The 21,805-nt window shown below is 49.1% G+C and carries 13 protein-coding genes; all 13 read right to left on the bottom strand.

Annotated features, from left to right (window positions below; all coding sequences use genetic code 11):
* Positions 1-509 (bottom strand): type 1 glutamine amidotransferase domain-containing protein (locus tag PVA01S_RS06155; RefSeq protein ID WP_164751749.1); only part of this gene is annotated, 509 nt, incomplete at its 3' end.
* A gap of 96 nt (positions 510-605) precedes the next feature.
* On the bottom strand, positions 606-1,340 hold the full coding sequence (locus PVA01S_RS06150) for a cysteine hydrolase family protein (protein WP_127606026.1): 735 nt from the start codon (positions 1,338-1,340) through the stop codon (positions 606-608).
* 247 nt (positions 1,341-1,587) lie between these two features.
* Positions 1,588-2,343 carry an N-acyl homoserine lactonase family protein gene (locus PVA01S_RS06145; RefSeq protein ID WP_127606024.1) on the bottom strand — a complete coding sequence of 252 codons (756 nt, stop codon included), beginning with the start codon at positions 2,341-2,343 and terminating at the stop codon, positions 1,588-1,590.
* A 14-nt stretch (positions 2,344-2,357) separates the two neighbouring features.
* Positions 2,358-3,533, bottom strand: coding sequence for a mandelate racemase/muconate lactonizing enzyme family protein (locus tag PVA01S_RS06140; RefSeq protein WP_054795518.1), 1,176 nt, complete (start codon positions 3,531-3,533; stop codon positions 2,358-2,360).
* A gap of 59 nt (positions 3,534-3,592) precedes the next feature.
* Complete coding sequence (locus PVA01S_RS06135; RefSeq protein ID WP_164751748.1) at positions 3,593-4,276, bottom strand: GntR family transcriptional regulator; 684 nt, start codon at positions 4,274-4,276, stop codon at positions 3,593-3,595.
* Between the two features lie 399 nt (positions 4,277-4,675).
* Positions 4,676-12,733 carry a glycoside hydrolase family 94 protein gene (locus PVA01S_RS06130; RefSeq protein WP_244932914.1) on the bottom strand — a complete coding sequence of 2,686 codons (8,058 nt, stop codon included), beginning with the start codon at positions 12,731-12,733 and terminating at the stop codon, positions 4,676-4,678.
* Positions 12,734-13,624: 891 nt separating this feature from the next.
* Complete coding sequence (locus PVA01S_RS06125; RefSeq protein ID WP_127606018.1) at positions 13,625-15,373, bottom strand: hypothetical protein; 1,749 nt, start codon at positions 15,371-15,373, stop codon at positions 13,625-13,627.
* 149 nt (positions 15,374-15,522) lie between these two features.
* Positions 15,523-16,611 (bottom strand): GerAB/ArcD/ProY family transporter, encoded by a 1,089-nt coding sequence (locus tag PVA01S_RS06120; protein ID WP_127606016.1) that lies wholly within the window; start codon positions 16,609-16,611, stop codon positions 15,523-15,525.
* On the bottom strand, positions 16,601-16,855 hold the full coding sequence (locus tag PVA01S_RS06115; protein ID WP_127606014.1) for a hypothetical protein: 255 nt from the start codon (positions 16,853-16,855) through the stop codon (positions 16,601-16,603). Before PVA01S_RS06115 ends, PVA01S_RS06120 begins: the two co-directional genes overlap by 11 nt.
* A gap of 6 nt (positions 16,856-16,861) precedes the next feature.
* Positions 16,862-18,100 carry a Ger(x)C family spore germination protein gene (locus tag PVA01S_RS06110; RefSeq protein ID WP_164751747.1) on the bottom strand — a complete coding sequence of 413 codons (1,239 nt, stop codon included), beginning with the start codon at positions 18,098-18,100 and terminating at the stop codon, positions 16,862-16,864.
* Positions 18,090-19,700 (bottom strand): spore germination protein, encoded by a 1,611-nt coding sequence (locus tag PVA01S_RS06105; protein ID WP_127606010.1) that lies wholly within the window; start codon positions 19,698-19,700, stop codon positions 18,090-18,092. Before PVA01S_RS06105 ends, PVA01S_RS06110 begins: the two co-directional genes overlap by 11 nt.
* 51 nt (positions 19,701-19,751) lie before the next feature.
* Positions 19,752-20,321: a DUF427 domain-containing protein gene (locus PVA01S_RS27700; protein ID WP_127606008.1), complete on the bottom strand. Its 570-nt coding sequence runs from the start codon at positions 20,319-20,321 to the stop codon at positions 19,752-19,754.
* Positions 20,322-20,639: 318 nt separating this feature from the next.
* Positions 20,640-21,785 (bottom strand): FMNH2-dependent alkanesulfonate monooxygenase, encoded by a 1,146-nt coding sequence (gene ssuD / locus PVA01S_RS06095; RefSeq protein ID WP_127606006.1) that lies wholly within the window; start codon positions 21,783-21,785, stop codon positions 20,640-20,642.
* Positions 21,786-21,805 lie beyond the last annotated feature (20 nt).

Genomic DNA, 21,805 nt, shown 5'->3' with positions numbered 1-21,805 from the left:
TACTTGACGATCTCCCGGGCGAAGGCCGGCAAATCTTCAGGCGTCCGGGACGTAATCACGTTCCCGTCGCACACGACCTCAGCATCTACCCACTCGCCCCCGGCGTTCACCACGTCGTCGCGAATCGGCAGATAGCCCGTCGCCCGCCGCCCGCGTACCGCACCCGCTGACGCGAGCATCCATCCGCCGTGGCAGATAGCCGCCGTCAACTTCCCGGACTCGTACGCCCCGCGGACAAGATCGACCATGGGCTTAGAGAGCCGCATGTGATCCGGAGCGAATCCGCCGGGAATCACAACCGCGTCGAACTCATCCGCACTGACCTCGTCCGCGGACCGGTCAGCCGTGATCGGGTAGCCGAGTTTACTGTCATAAGTGGATTTCCTGCCCGATCCGACGATTACGACCGTCGCTCCCTCCTCTTGGAGCCGGAGGACCGGATACCACGCCTCCAGCTCCTGGTAATCATCCTCGATAAGCAGCGCAACGCGCCTGCCGGTTAGCCTCATATCTTTCGCTCCCTTTCATGAACATCCATGATCAACTTCCGTTCGTGTTCCTAGCCGGCAATCGCCGGCCCTTGCCGTTAATCGTTAAGATGAGCATTACGCCTGCTGATATTTCTTGGCGTTGTCCAGCTTCTCGAAGAGCTCCTCGCTCGTGATCACGTCGCCGTAGTTCATTTGAATATTACGCAGCGCTTCCCAGTGCTGTCCGTACCCGAGAGGCACATCGTGCGTATGGGGACTCGGGACCGCGGTCGTGCAGTCCGCAAGCACGATGACCTTGTAAGTTCGGTTCCATGCGTCGATCGTGGTGGAGTGGACGCAGTTCGCCGAGGTGATGCCGGCGATCACCAGGAACTCCGTCCCGAGCTCCCGCAAGTATTCTTCAAGCTGCGTGCCCACGAAGACGCTGAAGCGGCTTCTCCGCAGAACGGGTTCCCCTTCCCGGGGTTCCAGGTTGCCCGCAAAATTATCTGTCTGAGGGTTCCCCCAGCTTGCGGGCGACTCCGGCGTGCCCGGATTTAAGCCCGGCCACTTCAGGGCGCAGATGCCCTTATCGAGACCTTCAGGACTCAGGCCCCACTGAGACCATATGATCGGACTGCCTTCCTCACGGAACCGCTTGACGACCCGCTCGACCGGTTCGACCGTGTCCTTTCCGCTCGGGGCACCTCCCACGCTCGGAATGGCCAGCGCGCCATCGGGATCGGTGCATACGGGCTGCATATCCATCACGAGTAACACCGTGCGCTTCGGATCAATCTCCGGCGCAACCATGGCACTCCGGTCAATGACTTTATCAATATTTTCAAGCGTGAATTTTAAAGATGACATAGCTAATTCCTCCTTCAGAATTTTAGAGTTAGTTCGAGCTTATTTAAACGTTATATACGTGGTCACGACTAGCGGTCACATGACTGCCACCCCCTTTAAAGAGCTCCGCGATTTCACACTTTACCGTAGCTCGCCGCCTGCCGTCGTTCGCCTTAGAGGTCGGATTGAATGGGCCATGCCATCTCGTCACCTGTATTGTAACCGCTTACAAAAACACGTTATTAGGTTATCCCTTTCGCAAATTTTCCTACCCTATCGTTAATGATGGATGTTTTTGGAATAATGAATAATCATGTGCGGGTAACAGTGTTGCGTTTTGTTTACGCAACCATTCATATCCGGCTAATACCTCACGATAGTCCGTACAATATCCAATCGGGATGTTGTTTTCAATTTGCTCGTAGAGATAAAAGGCATCCCCCACAATAATAACGGGACCTTCATTGGTTACAACTTTGACTACCATTCCACCAGGCGAATGACCGCCAACCCAATGCATCGATATGCCTGGACATACTTCATACTCATCATCAATTAAAGTCAGACGTCCAAATGCTTCCCCGGCTAAATATGCTAACGGTTCTCTTGGAAAAGCCTTAACAGGGTTGATCGGCAGATTTTGCGGGTCTAATACGTGAAACCATTCTTTGCGATTTACTATAAAATTCGCATGGGGAAACTGTTCTACATTCCAGTAATGATCAAAGTGCAGATGTGTTAATAAAACGGTGTCGATTTCCTCACAAGAAGTACCAACCTCCTTTAATAATGCATTTGTATCTTTACTTGGACTCAAATGATCAAACTGGTCTTTATGTTCCTCCGTATAAGTTTGATCAATCCCATCCATCCCTGTATCAACCATAATTTTTCGGCCTTGACCTTCAATTAAAAAACAAACCAAACAAATTTTTACCGGCTCGTGCACCCCATAGGCATGATCATATATAACAGTACCAGGGGCAAACCAGTCTGCATTTTTTAAAATGCTAACTTTATACATGTGAGTACCCCTTTTTAAAATTCGCTTCCATATTTTGAGATCACATCTAAATTGACTTCAATTCCTAGTCCAGGATTCTGAGGAACCGGCACTTTTCCATTTTGTAAGGTTATCGGTGTTTTTAAAAGCTCATCCCGGAGAGGATTAGGGTTTCTATCGTACTCAACTATAGGTTCGTTTTGTAACGGGACGGTATTTGCCGTATGCGGACTCGGCGGGATCGATGCTAATACATGAAGAGCCGCTGCCAGGGCGATTCCTGACCCCCATACATGTGGAATGACCGTTACACCGAAGCTTGAGGCCAGTGCCTGTATTTTCATCCATTCGGAAAACCCTCCGGAAACGCAAATATCCGGTTGGGCTATATCTACACAGCCTCCTAAAAATAAATCTCTAAAACCAAATCTGGTGAACTCGCACTCTCCTCCCGCAATGGGAATGTTTGTTGAAGATCTAACTTCGCGGTAACCAATCCGGTCTTCTGGAACAACGGGTTCTTCCAACCACATGACATTGAATTTTTCAAGCTCCTTCGCCATTTTCACTGCCGTAAACACATTATAAGCATGATTACAATCCACCAAGAGGGAAGTATTAGGACCAATGGCCTCTCTAATGGTTTTAACCCTCTCTATATCCTCTTCTATTGACAACAGGCCTACTTTCATTTTTAAAATCCGAAAACCCGCATCGACGTAAGAACGAGCTTCTTCAGCCAATTTAGGCAATGAATCTTTGTAATTCAGAACATCCTCGCCTCTGTAGTAACAGCCTGTTGCATAGGCAAATACGTTTTCTCGAAAGGAGCCTCCAATTAAGTGATGCACCGGTTTATTTAACATCTGACCATAGATATCCCATAAAGCGATATCTACTGCACTTAACGCTTCAATATAAGTTCCTTTTTGTCCAAAATCCCGCGTATCTGCATAATTTTGTTCCCAAATTCTAATCGGATTTTGTAACTCTTTATTTATTAATTTTGGTGATAAGACGTGTTTAACAACAGCTGCGACTGGTTCAGGAGGACCATACTGCCCTCCCTCCCCCCACCCAATAATCCCATCATCCGTTTCAATTTTAACTATTAAACTATTTCTCTCAGGAAAAGAGCATTGGGAAGAGAAAAAGCGTTCATTACCTAACGGCGTTCGTAAAATGTACGTTTGAATATTTTTAACTTTCATAATCGTACCTCCTAAAAGAGTTGGGAATTGGCAATGCGGCCTTGCGATTCTCCGTTCATTTATATGGTTCGAATGTTATTTTTCACTGCAAATAGGATGGATTCTTTGGTTCCCCTCACATGTTTCCTCATTCTGCGCTCCGCAAGTTCACCATCCCCGGCTTGAATAGCTTCAAATATTTCCCAATGTTCCTTATTGGATAATTCCAATCTTCCAGGAATATGGTATGAAAAATAATGAAATCTCTGAATTTGGTTCTTAAAATCGGAAACGATCGTCAAGATCTTATTGTTGTTTGCAACGTCAAGGACAATCTCATGTAATGTGTTTCCGAGTTCAAAAGACTGATCCTTGTCTCCGTTTTCAAGTTCTTGATCAGCTTTTTTTAGTGCCTCATGCAGCAAAATAATCTTTTGTTCCGTTATCACGCTTGCCGCAATTCTAGCGCTAATACCTTCGAGAGCTTCTCTTACGGTAAATATATCCTCAAGATCTTTTACCGTAATTTCTTTAACCAAAGCTCCCCTTCTCGGAAAAAATTCGACCAAACCATCCTGGACCAGATGCCTGATCGCTTCCCTGATGGGCGTCCTGCTCATCTGAAATTCCTTGGCCAATTTTTCTTCGACTAAGGGAGTATTTGAAGGTAACTCACCTTCCATAATCTTTTTCTTTAATGTTTCATAGACCACAATAAACCTCGAATTGCCCTGATCATGGTTAACCATTGCTTCTTTCTTCACTTTTGCACACTCCATTTGAGTTTCAACTCGTTAACGTAATTCGGTTGATTATTATGATTTCAATTTATGATATTGTGTACAATTACGATAAAATAATTATTATTCGGTATAATACGACGAAATATCGCAAGTCCACTTTTTGAATTGTATACTATTTTATCCGTTTAGTCACTTTAACTTTGTTATATTGTATACAATCCTGTTAACGCTTTAAATTTAACATACCCTTCCAAAATAATCAATAACTTTTTTTCAAAAAACTGGTTATTGTCACTGAGGGTGTAAGAAACCAAAATTCCGCGAATCCATTCGCAACCTGTGCAGATTACGGCGGTCATCTGGCGTAAAGCAGCATGCCTTACTTCATCCGACGACGACCGCCCAATCTATACCCTGAACCTACAACGTCACAACGACATGGTGGACTTGCCCATCGTCGCACAATTCAACGTAGTAACCGTCTGTTGCTTCGTGTTCCATCAGGACAATTTCTTGTCCGTCCAATTGTAATGCGGTCACTCCGCTGGACTTATGCAACGGATTGTTGACCGTAATGTGATAGCGCGTCCCGCCAATACGGTATTGGACGGAAAACTCCGGCCATTCACAAGGAATGCACGGGCTCATGTACAACCGTTCCCCACGTCTGCGAAGTCCGAGAATCCATTCAATCCCCGCCTGATACATCCAGCCCGCAGCACCCGTATACCAAGTCCAGCCGGCGTGTCCTTTGTGAGGATCCGCCGTGTAAACGTCTGCCGACATCACGTAGGGTTCACCGGCGTACTTCCGTACTTCATTTGGCGTACGCGTGTGCGTTAGCGGATTTAACAGGTGAAACAATTCAAACGCCTTGTCTCCGTTCCCAAGACGGCACCAAGCGATGATGCTCCATATGACACCGTGTGTGTACTGGGCCCCGTTCTCGCGAATTCCGGGCGGATAACCCTGAATGTAACCGGGACTAGGGTCCGTACGGTCAAACGGCGGTATCAGAAGATGTGCGACGGAAAGTTCCCGATCCACAAGTTCACGATCAAATGACTGCATCGCCTGCAGAGCCTTGTTCCTTGGCGCCGCTCCGGAAATGACCGACCATGACTGAGCGATAGCATCGATACGGCATTCCCGATTGTGTACAGAACCGAGCCATTGTCCGGCATCGGTGAAGGCACGACGGTACCACTGCCCATCCCAGGCATGCTCGTCAAGTGAAGAGACGAGCCGGTCCCTTACATCCTGGTAACGGTTTGACCGCTGCACATCACCGCGCTCCCGGCACAAATCCGTGAACCGACCCAGAATTTCGTAGAGAAACCAACCGAGCCATACACTCTCGCCGCGGCCTTTCGCGCCGACAAGGTTCATGCCGTCGTTCCAATCTCCGATTCCGATCAGCGGCAGCCCATGTTCGCCGAAACGCTGCAAGGCCTTGTCGATTGCCCGCAAGCAGTGCTCGTAAATGGTTCCGCTTTGTTCAGAAACTTGTGTCGGCTCGTATCGTTCATGTTCTCCCTCGCGCAGCGGTTCACTATGAAGAAACGGCGCTATCTCTTCAAATAAGCTGTCATCCCCCGTATGTTCGGCGTACCGCGAGGCTGCATACGGCAGCCATAGTAAATCGTCGGAGAAAAACGTGCGGATGCCGCGTTCCGTTTCTTCATGCCACCAGTGCTGCACATCACCTTCCACATATTGATGCGCTGCGTGCAGCAAAATTTGTGCCCGTGTAAGGTCGGGTCGGGTATGCAGAAGCGCCAATGAATCCTGCAGCTGATCACGAAAGCCGAATGCTCCTCCCGCTTGATAAAAAGCGGATCTGGCCCACATTCTGCTGCTCAGCGTCTGATAAATCAACCATCCGTTCAGCAGGACATCCATCTCCGGGCATGGTGTAGAAACCGAGATCTGGTCCAACACATCATCCCAGAATTCCCCTACGTGTGCGAATGACTGCTCACATACACCGGCTTGGCAGTAGGTTTGCGCCAGTTTCACGGCGGCATCCTGCGAATGTTCGCAACCAAGCAGAATGTAGACTGTCTGTTCGGCTCCAGGCTCCAGCGTAAGCTTAGTCTGCACGGCCCCGCAGGTGTCATAAAGTGGTCCCGTTGTTCCCGACAGGCGCTCGCGGCCGAGCGCTGCGGGTTTTTCATACGTACCGTTTCGTCCGATAAATTCATTGCGGTCTGCCGTCCAGGACAGATCCGGAGGCCCGACGGGATCGGTCCGCTGCACTCCGGATTCCGTGTTCAATGACTCCTCTGACGATTCCTGTGGTAGATACAAACCCAGAAAGGCTGTCGCATCGCGAAATGATTCCTGATAGGCATTGCGTGCCAGCAGCATTTGGGCCGATTCGTTCCATTCCGTAACGATGAAGGAGGCGTTCGCCTGACGCCGTACACCCAGCACCCATTCAGCGTAATAGGTGACGGAAAGGCGTCTCCGCTCGGAAGTCCTGTTTTGCAGCCGCAATTTGATCACCTTGACCGGATCATGGAGCGGAACAAAAACGGTCATTTCCTGCATGACGCCGTGTCTCTCGTGTTGAAACCTCGAGAATCCCCGTCCGTGCGAAACCGTATAGGATTGGTCAGTGTGTGCGGTAGACGGAGTAGTAGTCCATGTTTCACCGCTCTCTTCGTCCCGCAAATAACAGACTTCGCCCGGCGGGTCAAGTACAGGATCATTTGACCAAGGCGTCAGTTTGCACTCACGGCTGTTGCGCCACCATGTGTAGCCCGTACCGAGCTCGGAAACAAGGCAGCCAAAGCGTGGATTGGCGATGACATTGATCCATGGCGCGGGCAAATGATTGCCGTTTTTGAGCACGATCCGGTACTCCTGGCTATCGGGCGAAAATCCTCCCCAACCGTTGAAGAACAGCAAATTACCTACGTCCTCCGGAGGCGGGTTCCCGAACCTGGATAACGGCGCTGTCGCCTCCAGCGGAGCCGGCAACTCTTTTTCCGGCCTCGGCAGCTTGATTTGCGTCTTCAGACTCGGGCCACCCGCGCGAAGGACAAGACGGGCTGCTGCCAGCAACAGTGTCTTATCCTCGTCCGGAAGCTGATTAGCGTTAAGGATGAACACGCCTCCATGTCCTGCGCCATGCCGGTCAATGCCGTGTTCTACTGCGCTGCGCAGCGCTTCCTGCAAATCCTGCTGGTACCCCCCGGGCGATTCGTTCAGAATGACCATGTCGAAAAGTAACCCCATGCGGCGTAAATACTCGTGTCCGATCAGAAGCTTGGCAATAAATTTCATATTGGCCCGATTCTCGATCCGTACAAGGATAATCGGGCGATCCCCGGACACTCCGTACGACCAGAGTCCGGACTGTCCTTTTATATTGGCAGTGATTCTATCCATCCGCTCCTCCCTCAGCGGCGGCGTATACAGCACCTGGCCTGCAAAGGTTTGAAGGGCCGTCGCCTCGGCGGCAGTGATGTGCAGATGCCTAAGCTCGATTTGACTGCGATTCCATGCAAGTTGAAAGGTTCGTTCCACGACTTGGTTTTCTTGGAATCGGCGGACGAGACTGATCGCCTCCTCCTTCGAATCGGCAGCGCAGGTGACAGCAAACAGTTGAATTTGTTCACCGGGCTCGATGCTTAACTGCCGACGCATGATAAAGGCAGGATCAGCCACTGAGCCCACCGTTCCACGAAGACGGGAACGGATCCCCTTCGGCTGGGAGATTGTATGCCCGCGGCCAATAAAGCTGGCCCGGTCAGTCTCGTATTCCACCGGTCCGAGTGTTCGTCCTTCCACCATAAGTGAATGCGCCGCCCACAAGGGCTTCTCACTTTCCTGACGTGGCCTTCTCCGGGCGAGGAGACACTCGGCATCGCCCGCATATTCCGTTTCGATAAACAATTTGCTGAAGGCGGGATGCGCATCATCAGCTATAGGAGATGCCAAGGTCAGTTCAAGAAACGTTGTGACCTCCATGATCTTCGCCTCATTCCCCGTATTGGTGAGTGTCAATCGGCGAACTTCCGCATTCCATTCGGGCGACACGCAGACTTCAAGACTTGTCTGCACGTCTCCGTCTGCGCGCATAAATGTGGCCCGATCAAGCGAGAACTGCACGCGTTGTTCAGAGGACGGAACACGGCACGGTTGAAACGCCGGAGACCACACCACGTCACGGTTAACGTCACGGATATAGATGTAGCTCCCCCAATCGTCCAATACCGGATCCTCCCGCCAACGCGAGACGGCCAGACCTTCATATCGACTGAACCCGCCGCCGCTGCCCGTCATCACGGTCGTATAGGTTCCGTTGGAAAGTATACACACCTCCGGAGTACGCGTGTCTGCGGTAAGGTATTCCCTCAGGGCGCCATTTTGAACCGGCTTTGCATGAGGTACAGGTTCGCGTGCCATTGCAGGGTGTTTAATGATTTTGGGGCGCGCGGGAATACGTTCCTGCAGCAGCAGTTCTGCCGCTTGCACGCGCTTGTCCCGGTGAAACCGTTCGTACATCTTTACCGGCAGCAGCATGTTGGCCAAGGCAAGCAAACTCATACCTTGATGATGGGCCATAAAACTTCGGATGACCATGCAAGTCTGATTGTTCGGCATCCGTTCGGACGTAAAATCGATGGCTTCATAGTAGCCATATTTGCCGCGGGCGCCGAGCTCTTCCATTTTGCGCAAATCTTTAAGCCCTCGACGCTTTGCGAAAGGTAAAGCCAGAATGGCAGCATACGGCGCCACGACCAAATCTTGTTCCAGGCCGCTCTTGAAGCCGAGACCGGGAACTCCAAACGCCTTGTATTGATAGTTCATCTGATAATCAAACGCGTAATAACCGGATTCGGAAATACCGAATGGAACACCCCGTCCATGGGCGTAGTCGATTTGCCGCTCCACCACGGCACGGTAGGTGCTCTCCCAGATGGTGTTCCGATAGGTGCGCATCATGAGCCAAGGCATCAAATATTCAAACATGGTTCCGGACCAAGAGAGCAGCGCGGCGCGCTTCCCGACTTTCGTCATTGTCCGTCCGAGCGCACGCCAATGCGCTACAGACACTTGACCGAGGGCGATGGCAATAAAGCTTGCCTGCCTTGCCTCTGATGCCATCAGGTCATACAGGATCTTATCGCGTTCCTGCAGCGCGGCATGGTACCCCAATGTGAAAAGTTTGGTTTTGTGATCGTAAAGCGGACGAAAGTCTGTCTCGTTAATCAATAACGCGATGCGGGCGATCAGATTTTGCCCGCGTGCCAACCAATTTTCTAAGGCAGTGTCTGCCGATGCTTCGCGGTCCGCCCTCTCTCCATGACCCCGAACTCCTGCGTCTGCCGCTCCTATGGTCTTGTCAGAAACTTCACCCTGCAGTGAAGGCATCAACTCCTCGGCGAATGCCACATTTAAGGCTTCTTCGGCCTTGCCCCGATCCTTCACATACGACTCCGGCCCTTCGTTCGGTTCGAAGTCTGTCTTGAGCCACTCGGCCAACCCCTCTTTGACCGTCATTAAATAGCCGACGAAGTTGCCGGAATCCACCGTTGAGACGTACAGAGGAGGTAATGGTTCCAAAGTGGTCGTATCGTACCAGTTATAAAGATGGCCATTCCATTTATCCATGCGCTCAACCGTATCGATCGTACGCTCCAAACGCTCAACCAACCCGGGCGTATCGATAAATCCGAAATCCCGTGCAGAAAGCGCGCAGGCAAGAAAAAGCCCGATATTGGTAGGCGAAGTTCGATGTGCGATCCCATTGGGTGGTTCCAATTGAACATTATCAGGCGGCAGCCAATGGTCTTTTGCGGTAACAAAGTCCTCGAAGAATGTCCAAATCTGGTTAGCCAGCGCCCGCAGCTCTTTCTCTTCATCCGGTTCAAGCCTCCGCTCAGCCCGTTGTATTGGCAGGTCCAACCAGCGGATCGCAAGCGGAGCGAATAACCATATCGCGCAGAGCGCTAAGCCTGTCAACCGTGCCGCTGAACTGCCGCTGGCCGCTGCTGCCAGCGCAAAGACAAACACCAGCACGTATCCTTGGTACATCCCCAGAAGCGTAACATGCCGCCCTCCACGGTTGCGGCGTTCAATTTCCGAAGAGCTGACCCATTCAAGCAAATGACGCTTTGATACGAATAACCGGTATAAGGTTCTACCGATTGCGTCGAGCAGCAGAACGGTTTGAAACGGCAGAGTCAACAGGGTAACCATAATTTGCAAAGCCGTCGAAAGCAAGCTTCGGGGACGCCGAATGGTTCGCCGAATCGCCACGAGCTGCCGGATCAGCGGCAAAACCAATGTAGCTGCTCCAAAAACAAACCACCGTTCGGGTGATCCGGGAAGTACGATCATGCCTAACAGCAGTAGAGCGAACAATGCTGGCGGAAATAGACTGCGCCGCAGGTTATCTATCAAATGCCAGCGAGTAAGAGCGGATAAATCGACCGGCAAACGCTTCCCCCGCCGGTCGGAAATGCGGGGAAAGAGCCATGAGAGCAATTGCCAATCGCCACGAACCCAACGGTGCAGCCTCTTCTGATATGCGCTGAACGTAGCGGGTTGGTCATCAATCAATTCAATGTCCGACAGCAATCCGGCACGCAAAAAGCCGCCTTCCAGCAAATCATGACTTAGGACCCGGTTTTCAGGTATACGTTCACACAGAACCTGTGCGAATGCATTCACATCGAATATCCCCTTACCCGTAAAGATACCCTCCCCTAATCCGTCCTGGTACGGATCGGAAACGGCAAACGCGTAAGGATCGATTCCCGGGTCACCTGACCAAAGATAGGCCAATCGCGAACGTAAGGACGATTCGTGGCTAATGCCAATGCGCGGCTGCAGCACGCCGTAGCCCTCGACAACCCGTGTCCGCGAGCGGTTAAGCCTCGGCTGGTTGTATGGCAAATGCAAAGTACCGATCATCCGCTGAGCACTGCCTATCGGAAGCTGTGTATCCGCGTCGAGCGTAATGATATAACGGATGCTCGGAAGAACGCTTGAGTCCCCGACTACGAAGTCGTAAGTCGTATTTGCTTGTCCTTGTAGCAGTTCGACAAACTCTACCAATTTGCCCCGCTTGCGCTCCCAACCCATCCATACTCCCTCAGACGGGTTCCATAACCTGCGGCGTTGAAAGAGGTGAAACGTACTATTCCCGCCCGTATGGGAGTAAGTACGGTTCAACTTCTCAATACTTGTGCGAGCAGCTTCAAGAATTGCGGCATCCTGCGGAAGACTCTCCGCGTCGGCATCGACAAAATCACCCAGAAGGGCGAAGTGAATATTCGAATCGCGGTTGGCCAGATAATGAAGCTCCAGTCGATCTGCCATTTCATGCACTTGTTCGACGGTTGACCAGATAACGGGAATGACGACCATCGTGGTCGCCTCAGCCGGTATTTCATGCGAGAAATCATAGCGCAGCAGCGGCTGCGGTTGCCTTGCGCATTCTATGATCCAGTATGTCGCCGTCACCGCCCACTCACTCACGGGTACGGATAGCATGAGCAAAATCACCGCCCACTCGATCATCGTATAGCTGGCACCGCCACCGATCCACGCAGCGAATCCGAGAAGGGCACATGCAAACAATCCTGTGAGCAGGGTGAAATATACGCGAGTAGCTCGTTGCCATAGCCCGATTTGCGGCAAACGGCGGGGGCTGCTGCATTGTTTCAGCGCGCGTTGCAGCTCTTTGACGCCACTCGGTTCGAGCAGGTAATAAGCGATAAACGCTTGACGAGGCATAACGTCTGAATCTGCCGTACTTCCTGCGGTTCTATTCCCCTCCGCAGCACCATTCGCAGTATCTGCGAAGGCTTGTCCGCGTTCCGCGCACGCCTGTCCGCGTTCCGCGCACGCCTGGTTATACTCCTTCGCTGCTAGCTCTACGACCTGCTTGGCAACCAGATTTTCCGGCACACGAAAGCGGCGGGCTAGTTGCTCAACGCTTGCTCGCAGCGCGTCGCGGCTTGAATCATCAAGCAATGGATAGACGCCGGCGTTTTCTTGCCGCATCGTGTGCTCCACCAGGCAAATTTGTTCGAACGGATCGCGCCAGTCCGAGCGCGTGATTTTTCTCAGACTGCTGATGGCGTTGCCTGTAGTCACTTGATAGGCGGCTTGAAGCTGATACTCATAGGAGACGATTCGATCGAGGCTGTCAGGACCGTTTTCCAATTTGCACATCAGCCATTCACGCATGGTTGCTGAATCGTCTGCCCATTCGCGCAGGTGGCTGACCAGGTGGACGATCATCGGACCGGAGAGCGGCATATCCTGACCTGCTTGTTCAAGTGCAGCCCTAAGCGCTTCGGGATTTAGCTTCGACGGCTCTATTCGCTCCAGCAGCCTTTCGACCAGAGAACACACCTCCTGCCGTTCGCGAATCAGTTCCATGACTTCTGCCAGCCGCCGTACCAAGGCAATCCGTACGATAAGCGGGATCGCCCACGTTTCGGCAATCGTCAAAACCGATACTTCCTGATAAAAATTGATATAGGAAACAAAAGAGTTCTCGTTCAGGTTCCCATCCATATGGTTAAGATAATCGGCACAGATCGAAAGTATCCGTGGCTCACCGGTCTTGCGCAGGTGCGGCAAATGCTGCAAAAAGTTTCCGGTAAGCTGGTTTTGAACGACTAACCCCTGCTCCTCAATGAACTCCGCGTGATCGAGGAACCATTCTTCCGCTGGCTGCGAGCAGCTTGAGCGACGTCCTTGCAAGGAGCGTACGAACGCGCGCAAATTCTCGATGTCCGTAGTAAAATTCCGCCATAGACGACGCTTCGATGGCCGCCGTCTAAGATATGGTTCATGGGTCAGTGCAAGTTCATGAGCTTTTTGTCGGAGTTGTTCCGTGTGCAGATTCATAGATCCTCCTAAAGAAAGTCAGAAATTAACCATGTTAAAGAAGTTATTTGTATAAGGTACTGACTCTGTAGCTGTTAAGTTTATAACAGTTAAAACATTCCCAATTTGGATGAAAATTATAAATATAGATTTTGAAGGAGAGTGTGAACGTATCGTGCGGAAGAGCCCAAGGGGCCGGAAAAGGAGGCCAAAGAGCCAAGGATTTAGCCTGGAAGAAGAAGTGCAGCGGTTACGAATGGAGATGAATTTCTAAAAAAGCCAGGGGGATTTCAAAGGAGATGGAACGAGATGTAAAGCTGTGAAGTTATCCAAACTTTTCCGCTCTGCTACCCGCCTCAATGAAAAAAGCAGGTCGCCGCGGCGCCTGCTTGGGTTGTCTTGATGAAGCTATAGTTAACCTTTAGAGTGGCGGATTAGCACGTAACCGCGGGTTCCGTCAAGCCGTATAGTCACCCTCGCCGTACGAACTGTTGTTTGTTAACCCGTTGATTAGGGCTGTGGTCTAGGCTTCTTCAAATAAAATCTCGCCACATCCATTTCATAGGTGCCGCGCGGGTAAGATACCTGGCTCCTGACGGTGACCTTCGTCAAATACCGGTAATCGTCAGACGTATCCACGGTGAACGAGAAGCGGTCTCCCTCGAACGGAACCTCAAACTTCTTATCCAGTTCATAACCGCCTCCATATACTTGCCGTTCCACTAGAACGGTAAGTCCCGATCCGACTCGCTTAGACGCAGTCCCGCTGAAGACAACCTCAGCCGCTTCCGTTTCCGTATAGCCTAGTGCCGGCTGATCGAAGCTGATTCGGCTTATTTCCCCGAAACCGGAAGGATCGGGGTAGTCAATGACGGGATCGGCTGTTTCCGGAGTCAAATTGAACTCAAGCTCTGAGCTGAATAAGATGCGCTGACCGACCTTCAAGTCAAGGTCATAACCGTAGGAGCCGATATCGAACCTAAGCTCCGTTTGAAATTGATATTTGGATAAACCTTTCCGACCTCCGTAATCATAGGCCCCGGCTTCACCGATCAAACCGATCGAGCTGGCGCGGGACGTTCGATCGATACTTCTCCTGTCAAGTATCCTGAGTTCAGGAAATTGACTGACGGTACCCGTCATGTATCCAACAGCATTCGGAGCATAATAATAGTTTCGATAATCTGCAGGCAATCCGTAGTCATCGACTTTATAGTCGACATACAGGATATCGAGCTTCTTTGTATCCGGATTCCATTGTGAGTTATAGCCAAACAGCTGCTGAAGATCGCGTTCACTAACGAGCACGTCGGAGTCAGCGTCGGCAGGCACGGCTTTCACAGGAAACCTGCCCCTTTGCCCGCCCGACCCATACAATTGGATATCTAATGGATGCTCGGGATAAGCGGTTACGTTAGGTGCATGCGCCATCATGCCGAATATGCCGTTGTATAAACAGAGCGTCACTTGGCCGCAGCCCGAGTGCGAACCCAGACTGGTTCGATCATACCCTAAGGCTTCCCCCATAAAAGCAAGCGAAATCATCGGACTTCCGTCTACGATTTTTCCAATCGTTTGGCCCTGGTATACAACAGTATCGTTGCCAATCACAATATCCTTCAGTTCGATGGAGTTCACCTCGCGAAGAACCAGAGGCGCGTTTTCCATTGGCGGGTATCCCGGCGCCTCGCTTTTAGCCGGCGTGAATGCGATAGTCTTTGCTTGTTCATTCCATTCCACCAATCCCATGCGATCCAGGTCGTTTAACCGAATCGCAGTCCGTCCGTTCAAGTTGTACGACGGAATTTCCTGATCCCCATAGTAGGTTCGGATATCGGTATAGAGCACATCGCTGAGCTTCATGCCCACAGGAAGAGCAGCTTCCTGCTCTATCGGCGGCGCCTCCAACGTTTTGGCCGGACGGTTGTAAATGGTCACCTTACGATCCGCAGGCGTCCATACGACGTCAAAGCCGTATTGCCGCAAATCCTCGGCAACAACAGCGGTGTACCCGTCAATATTCATCGAGCGAATGGGTTTGCCCTGGACGTATGCTTTAATATCGGTCGCCAGCACGTCGCCGACATCGTCACCGATGATGGTTGTTCCGTCCGCAGCTTTCGCATCCGCTTGCTGCATCGGCAGCAAACCTGCCGTTAATACAGCAATTGCCGCCGCGGCGAACAGCTTGCGCAGCGAGCCGGCCGGACCTCGACGATCAACCAGTCGACGATGGTCAGCTTTCAATCTTTGCAGCATAGCTTCTTCTCACCCTCTCCGAATTCACGTCGTAGCCGCTTCTAATCTTCCTAAGCAGTTACCCTGTAGACGCAGCTGTTGCGGGGAAAGTTGCGAGACATAACGGTTTTTTCACGACAGCATGCTTTGGCTCGAGACTTGTATTGCCTTTATTTCACATTCCGAATGGTTGAGATTAACAATAAAATCGCAGGTATACAGAATCCGTGGAGCAAACTGTATAGTGGATAGGCTCCCATAGTAAACCATCTGATTTCAGCCGTATTTTGATAAACGAGCATGGACAAGGCGATAACGAATAATCCATAGGGAAGAATGGTGATACGATAGTTTTTCAATTTGAAAAGCTGAGCTGTCGCAAGATTAGCGGCATAAAAACAAAATATTAATTTGACAAAAATAGTCATAATCCAAATAATCGCAACCAAAACTTCTACTCGCTCAAAAAAATTACCGACCCTTATTTCTTTGGCAACATCAAATACGGTAAAGATACTTCTCGCAGCAATGTCCACTCCTAAAACCGCTATTGAAATAACAACGATCAAAGTGCCGAATATAGTGGCGAATATTGCAAATAAGGTGAAATACCTCTTTATTTTTCTTTGTTGGATAACGAATGGAAAAATGATCAAAAAAACAACCAGCTCACTAATTGGAAATCCCAAAAAAGGGTATATGCCTTTGACTGGTATTAGCCATCCATCAGGGAGTATGGGTAATAATTTAGACAAATCGATGTTCTTTAGCAGCATCAGTGTGGTCATAAAAAAGATGATGATCACCCAAGGAAATAATACTTCACTCGACCTTGTGATCACCTCGAGTCCCAAATATGCGCCATACATGATAGGAAGCATAAAAATGATGTGAACAACGTGTGTGGGTGTTTGCGGCAATACATTCGTTGTAACAAAATCCCCTACGTTTCTAAGTACCAGCGCACTTAGGTATAAAAAGAACGATACATACATGACACCAACCATTTTACCGAACCATTTGCCCAGAATTCGTTCACTATATTGGACGATGGATTCATTAGGGTATCTCATGGATAAGCGATTCCATAATAACACGAACCAAATAATCACGGTGATGCACAAAAGAATGGAAATCCACGCGTCTTGTTTCGCAATTGAAACGATAATGGAGGGCATGACTAAAGCCGTACTTCCTAATGTAAACATGAAAACAGCAACACCCAATTGCAAGGGTGAAATCTTTCCGTTATCCATCATGAAAATCCTCTCCTTCGGTCCAAAGAACAATTGGTTTAACAATGGGCTCCAACAGTGTTCCAATCGCTTTGGTTGGAGATGGGATGGGAAGATCAAGAACTACGCCGATATAAAGGATCACCGCCAATAGCAATACCGATGAAAAAATGATCATCTCTTTTTTCATTTTCTGCTTAAATAACGATCTCCCTTCCCACAAAAAAATAAGGGCTCCGGCTGCAAGTACTCCAATTACTGCGAGCATGTTTTCCTACTCCTTTTTCTCCCTACGGTCATTTCCAAAATAGGATTTATATCTTAATCCTTCTCTTCTTATTTCTGTATCGACTTCAATATGGACAGGGATCTTTGAGAAAATGTACGCCCAATTGTTCATGTTTTTTTTCCAATAAGCCGGATTCGCCTTATATACAGCATCAGCAAAACCGAATATATCCGTTTTCAATTTTTTCGCTTTTTTCACCGCATCCAGCATCTCTTTTTTGATTTGTGCTTCCGTTTCCTTGCCGATTTGAGCAAAAGTTTCTTTATCGGTTAGATCCATGTCTGAGCATAATATCTCCGCTATATTCGCTTCCTGCTTTACATGGATAACAATAGATGGTTGTCCCTGTTGAAACTTCCCCTTCATGCTTGTGGTGGAATGTACGACTTCAACAGCAATGTCGCTTTCTTTCTTACAAGAAACGTTGATGACCGTACTTTTCACTTTATCCTGAATCCATGCCGATCCCCTCGATTCCTTAGGATCTAAAAAATCAACCAGCGTTTGATTCTTGAACACGGCCATGCCGTTTAATTTTAAACTCGCTGAAGGATTGATTTTTTCAACGTTTTTATTATTGCCGCCCTTTTTTATATCCCCGATAATTTCAATACTTCCCATTGATATTTCTTTTTTTCCGGAATTGATGTTTGCGATCATCTCTTTGATACTCATACGATAGGAGGTTCCCAAAATTTGTTCGGCGTTCTCAACGGATTCGCGCATTTTTGTTCCGGGGATCTTTTCTATCGGTGTTTTAATTTTCAAAAGATCGGAAGCTTTTGCACCTTTAGCAACAAGAACATAAAAATCTGTACGAACTTCCGGATCCCTTTCAATAAGATCAAATAAGGGAGTTACTCCTTTTCGCGCTAAATCCTCTCCAATTACAAGCACTTGATTATGCGCAAAATATAATCTTCTTGAGGTTTTATTGGCAATTTTTCGTATGGCTTCAAAAACCGTCCGCCCTGTTTCGCTATATGTGGTAACGGAGCTTGAGCTGCCTCCCCCGCCCTTGCCTCCTCCTGTTGAAACTTCAGCGGGGTTCACGACTTGGACTGTAAGTTGAATATCCTGGCCTTCGCTTGTATCCATGCCCATGGCAATAACCGTCGAAAGTTCATCCAAATATTTGATATCCCAGCATCCCCCCAAAGGAATGAAGAGCAGCAGTATCCATATACAAACAAACATTTTCTTTCGCATCACATTATTCATCATGTCTGGGTTTATCCCCCGGCGGATGGTTTGGCTTCTGATCATGACCTTGTTGCATAAAATCTTCGCTAATCGGAAGCGGATGCGTTTTCATAGCCCAAAACGGAAAACGAAATAACGCATCCTTTTGTTCTTTGAGCATAAACGGAGCAAAAGGTTTTAAGTAAGGAACCCCAAACGACCTTAAGCTGGATAAATGTACCACAAGAAGCAATAAGCCAACAGCAATCCCGTACATCCCCAAAGTGCCGGCAAGAATTAAAATGCCAAAACGCAACAATCGTATGGCAATTGCCAGACTAATGGAAGGAATAACAAAATTTGTGATGGCGGTGAACGAAACGACGATAACCATGGCTGGCGAAACGATGCCGGCTTCCACAGCGGCTTGACCAATGACCAATGCGCCTACAATCGAGATGGTGTTTCCTACTGCACTCGGCATCCTGACCCCGGCTTCACGCAGAACTTCAAATACGATCTCCATCATAAAAGCTTCGATGATAGGCGGGAAAGGGACTCCTTCTCGCTGGGCCGCTAAATGCAGCATTAAGGTTGTGGGTAACATTTCTTGATGGTAAGTTGAGACCGCAACATATAGCGAAGGAAGGAGCAGTGCAATTAACAAAGAAACAAACCGCAAAATTCGCAAAAAATTACCGAAATCAAAACGTTGATAGTAGTCTTCTGCTGACTGTAAAAAGCTGTTGAACATGACCGGAACGAGCAACACGAAAGGTGTTCCGTCGACCAGAATGGCCACCCTTCCTTCAAGTAAGCCGGCAGCTATAACATCAGGTCTTTCGCTATTGAAAACCGTTGGGAACGGAGTCCATATTCCATCTTGAATCAAGTCTTCAATATATCCGGATTCCAGTATTCCATCAATTTTAATTCGTCCCAAACGATTTCTTACTTCCTGCACGATTTCGTCATTGGCGATTCCTTTGATATACATGACTCCGACTTGGGTTAGAGTCACATCACCAATGATTCTTTCTTCGAGCCACAATTTGGGGCTCCTTATTTTTCTTCGAATCAATGAAGTATTGGTACGAATGGATTCCGAAAAAGCCTCTTTCGGACCCCGGATGACCGTTTGTGTGGACGGTTCGGTGACGCCCCGATTTTCGCCTCCCCTGGTTGCGACGGCCATCGCTTTGTTACAACCGTTGAAAAGCAGTACCGAATCTCCGGATAACATCCCGAGAAAGAGATGCTTCCAATTGGATACTTCTTTTACATCCCCGGAAGTTAGCAGTTGTTCTTTTATGATCTGGAATGCCTGCTCAGCATCTATATCGGGGTCCATGTTGAATGCATCATCTTGAAAACGCATTAAGCTTTCCATAACAAAATCAGAGAGGGTCTTTTGGTCGCATAAACCATCTGTAAATGCAGCCGCGGCGCGAATTTTTCCGGCTACCTGAAATTCCCGGATGATGACATCATGACTGTTCCCCATCTCGGATTTGATGGTTTCCATATTCCTAGTTAAATCATTGTGCAAAGACTGATTTTGAAAGGGTTGCAAATCTTCAATTTCCTGGATTTCGGCACGATCTGTTTTCTTTTTTTTCATCTTTAGAAACTTTGGAAACATGCCTCATCCCCCCTTACAGTTCAACCATTTGATAATTTTTCCAAAATCCCTTCATATTATTCCATGTTCGAATAAATACAGAGTCAAAAAAAGACTATCGAGACTTTCTCGATAGTCTGAAGAGACCGACATGTGTCTTGTCTTATTCTTATAGCTTCCCCATCTTCCGCGATACGTGTTCGGCGGCCTCAACCACCGCTTGGATCGATCTCTCTTTAAGCGCTTATCGTTCAATACGATTTGAATGTGCCGCGAGCTGGAGACCGCATCCACTCGTTTGTACGGATCTCGGGGATGCACAAAAACTTCTTCCTCTTCCTCCAGCCATGTATCGACCTTGTTCCAATAAAAGGCCAGATACCCACGTATCGCTTCGCTTTCAGGCCGTGGTTGTTGATAGCTCCATACGGCGTTGTCAATAACCCTGTCTCCTGCCTGTATGTTCCAATAAGAGGCGTCTCCCTTCAGCGGGCAATGAGTGGTATGCAAACTTGGCATAAGCAAATCCTTGCGCACATCCGACTCAGGAAAATAATACACGGGAAGATGGCCTCGCTCATGAAGCGTCAGTACGCCTTTACTATCCGCGATTGTCTCCTCGCAACACGGACGCGAACCCATCTTGGATTCGTTTCAATCATGATGTTTTTCTTGACAGGGTCGACTGCTTGACAAGACGGCTCTCCAACGGACGGAATGCTCTTCGAAATACCTCCTTAAATATAATCATATAGTGATAATTTATTATCTATAATAGATAATAAAATCCCTTGAAATGATTCTCAAGCATTATTCCTATTATTCCAATGTGAAATGAAATTCACATATGCCGAATGAAAATAAAAAAGGAGATTGCAGTTCTCTAATCAGCAAGGATTAGAGGCTGCATCTCCGTTGATAATGGGTAGTATTCCTCTGTACTGACTAGATGGCTCCGAATTAATGTTTGTCCGGAAGAAGCTGCTTGGACAATATATTTTCAGCTAATATTTCACCCATAGGCTGCAAGGTGACATCGGCCGGACGCTTCGGGTAGGACACCGGAAGTCTTGGGAATAACAAGTCCGCAATCCGATAAGCTTCTTCTAAATGCGGATATCCTGACAAGATGAACGTATCGATTCCCAATTCCCGATATTCAAGCAAACGCTTCGCAACGGAATCAGGATCTCCGACCAGCGCAGTCCCAACCCCTCCCCGAACTTGACCAATTCCCGCCCAAAGATTAGGACTAATCTCCAGCCGGTCCGCGTTCTCTCGAACCAAGCGGGTCATTCGCTGCTGCCCGACGGAATCAAAACGGTCAAACGTTTGTTGCGCTGTGGCGATGTCTTCATCCGTCACATACTGAATGAGCTTATGCGCCTCTGACCATGCTTCCTCAGCCGTATCCCGGACAATGATTTGCACGCGAAGCCCGATCCGGATTTCTCTATTCTGCTGAGCTGCAAGCGCCTTCACATCTTTGATCTTCTCGGCCACCATGTCTGGCGGTTCCGCCCACGTTAAATAGGTATCTATATGCTTGGCAGCGACTCTATGCCCAGCCGGGGAAGAAGCTCCAATGAATAATGGCGGCGACTTATGGTCTAACGGAGGGAACAATAGCTTGGCCCTTTCGACACGAATATGCTTGCCGGTGAAGGTCACTTCCTCACCTGTCATGAGTCGTTTCCAGACGGTCAGGAACTCATCGGTTGCCTCATATCTTTCGGCGTGCGCCAAGAAAATTCCGTCACCGGCCATTTCCAACGGGTCCCCTCCCGTTACGACGTTAATGAGCAGACGGCCCGAAGAGAATCGTTCGAAAGAAGCAGCCATTCGTGCCGCAATACTAACCGATACACCGCCAGGTCTTACCGCCACAAGAAACTTTAATCTCTCCGTAACGGGAAAAAGTGCTGATGCCACGACCCAACCGTCTTCGCAGGCATGACCGGTAGGCACGAGCATTCCTGTGTAGCCCAGCCGATCAACAGCTTGCGCGATTTGGCGAAAATAGGACAGGTCGGTAACTCTGGCGCCTTCCGTTGTTCCCAAAAATCTGCCGTCTCCCATCGTCGGTAAATACCAAAACATTTCCATCTATGAGCTCTCCTCTTCTA

It is taken from the genome of Paenibacillus validus NBRC 15382 (assembly GCF_004000985.1).
GTDB lineage: Bacteria > Bacillota > Bacilli > Paenibacillales > NBRC-103111 > Paenibacillus_G > Paenibacillus_G validus.
This window is presented reverse-complemented; position numbering and strand designations above follow the sequence as displayed.

What these genes read in the sequence shown, in the direction of transcription:
- PVA01S_RS06150 (WP_127606026.1), bottom strand. Translation starts at nt 1,340, where the DNA reads ATGTCATCTTTAAAATTCACGCTTGAAAATATTGATAAAGTCATTGAC.
- PVA01S_RS06145 (WP_127606024.1), bottom strand. Translation starts at nt 2,343, where the DNA reads ATGTATAAAGTTAGCATTTTAAAAAATGCAGACTGGTTTGCCCCTGGT.
- PVA01S_RS06140 (WP_054795518.1), bottom strand. Translation starts at nt 3,533, where the DNA reads ATGAAAGTTAAAAATATTCAAACGTACATTTTACGAACGCCGTTAGGT.
- PVA01S_RS06125 (WP_127606018.1), bottom strand. Translation starts at nt 15,373, where the DNA reads ATGCTGCAAAGATTGAAAGCTGACCATCGTCGACTGGTTGATCGTCGA.
- PVA01S_RS06120 (WP_127606016.1), bottom strand. Translation starts at nt 16,611, where the DNA reads ATGATGGATAACGGAAAGATTTCACCCTTGCAATTGGGTGTTGCTGTT.
- PVA01S_RS06115 (WP_127606014.1), bottom strand. Translation starts at nt 16,855, where the DNA reads ATGCTCGCAGTAATTGGAGTACTTGCAGCCGGAGCCCTTATTTTTTTG.
- PVA01S_RS06110 (WP_164751747.1), bottom strand. Translation starts at nt 18,100, where the DNA reads ATGATGAATAATGTGATGCGAAAGAAAATGTTTGTTTGTATATGGATA.
- PVA01S_RS06105 (WP_127606010.1), bottom strand. Translation starts at nt 19,700, where the DNA reads ATGTTTCCAAAGTTTCTAAAGATGAAAAAAAAGAAAACAGATCGTGCC.
- PVA01S_RS27700 (WP_127606008.1), bottom strand. Translation starts at nt 20,321, where the DNA reads ATGGGTTCGCGTCCGTGTTGCGAGGAGACAATCGCGGATAGTAAAGGC.
- ssuD (WP_127606006.1), bottom strand. Translation starts at nt 21,785, where the DNA reads ATGGAAATGTTTTGGTATTTACCGACGATGGGAGACGGCAGATTTTTG.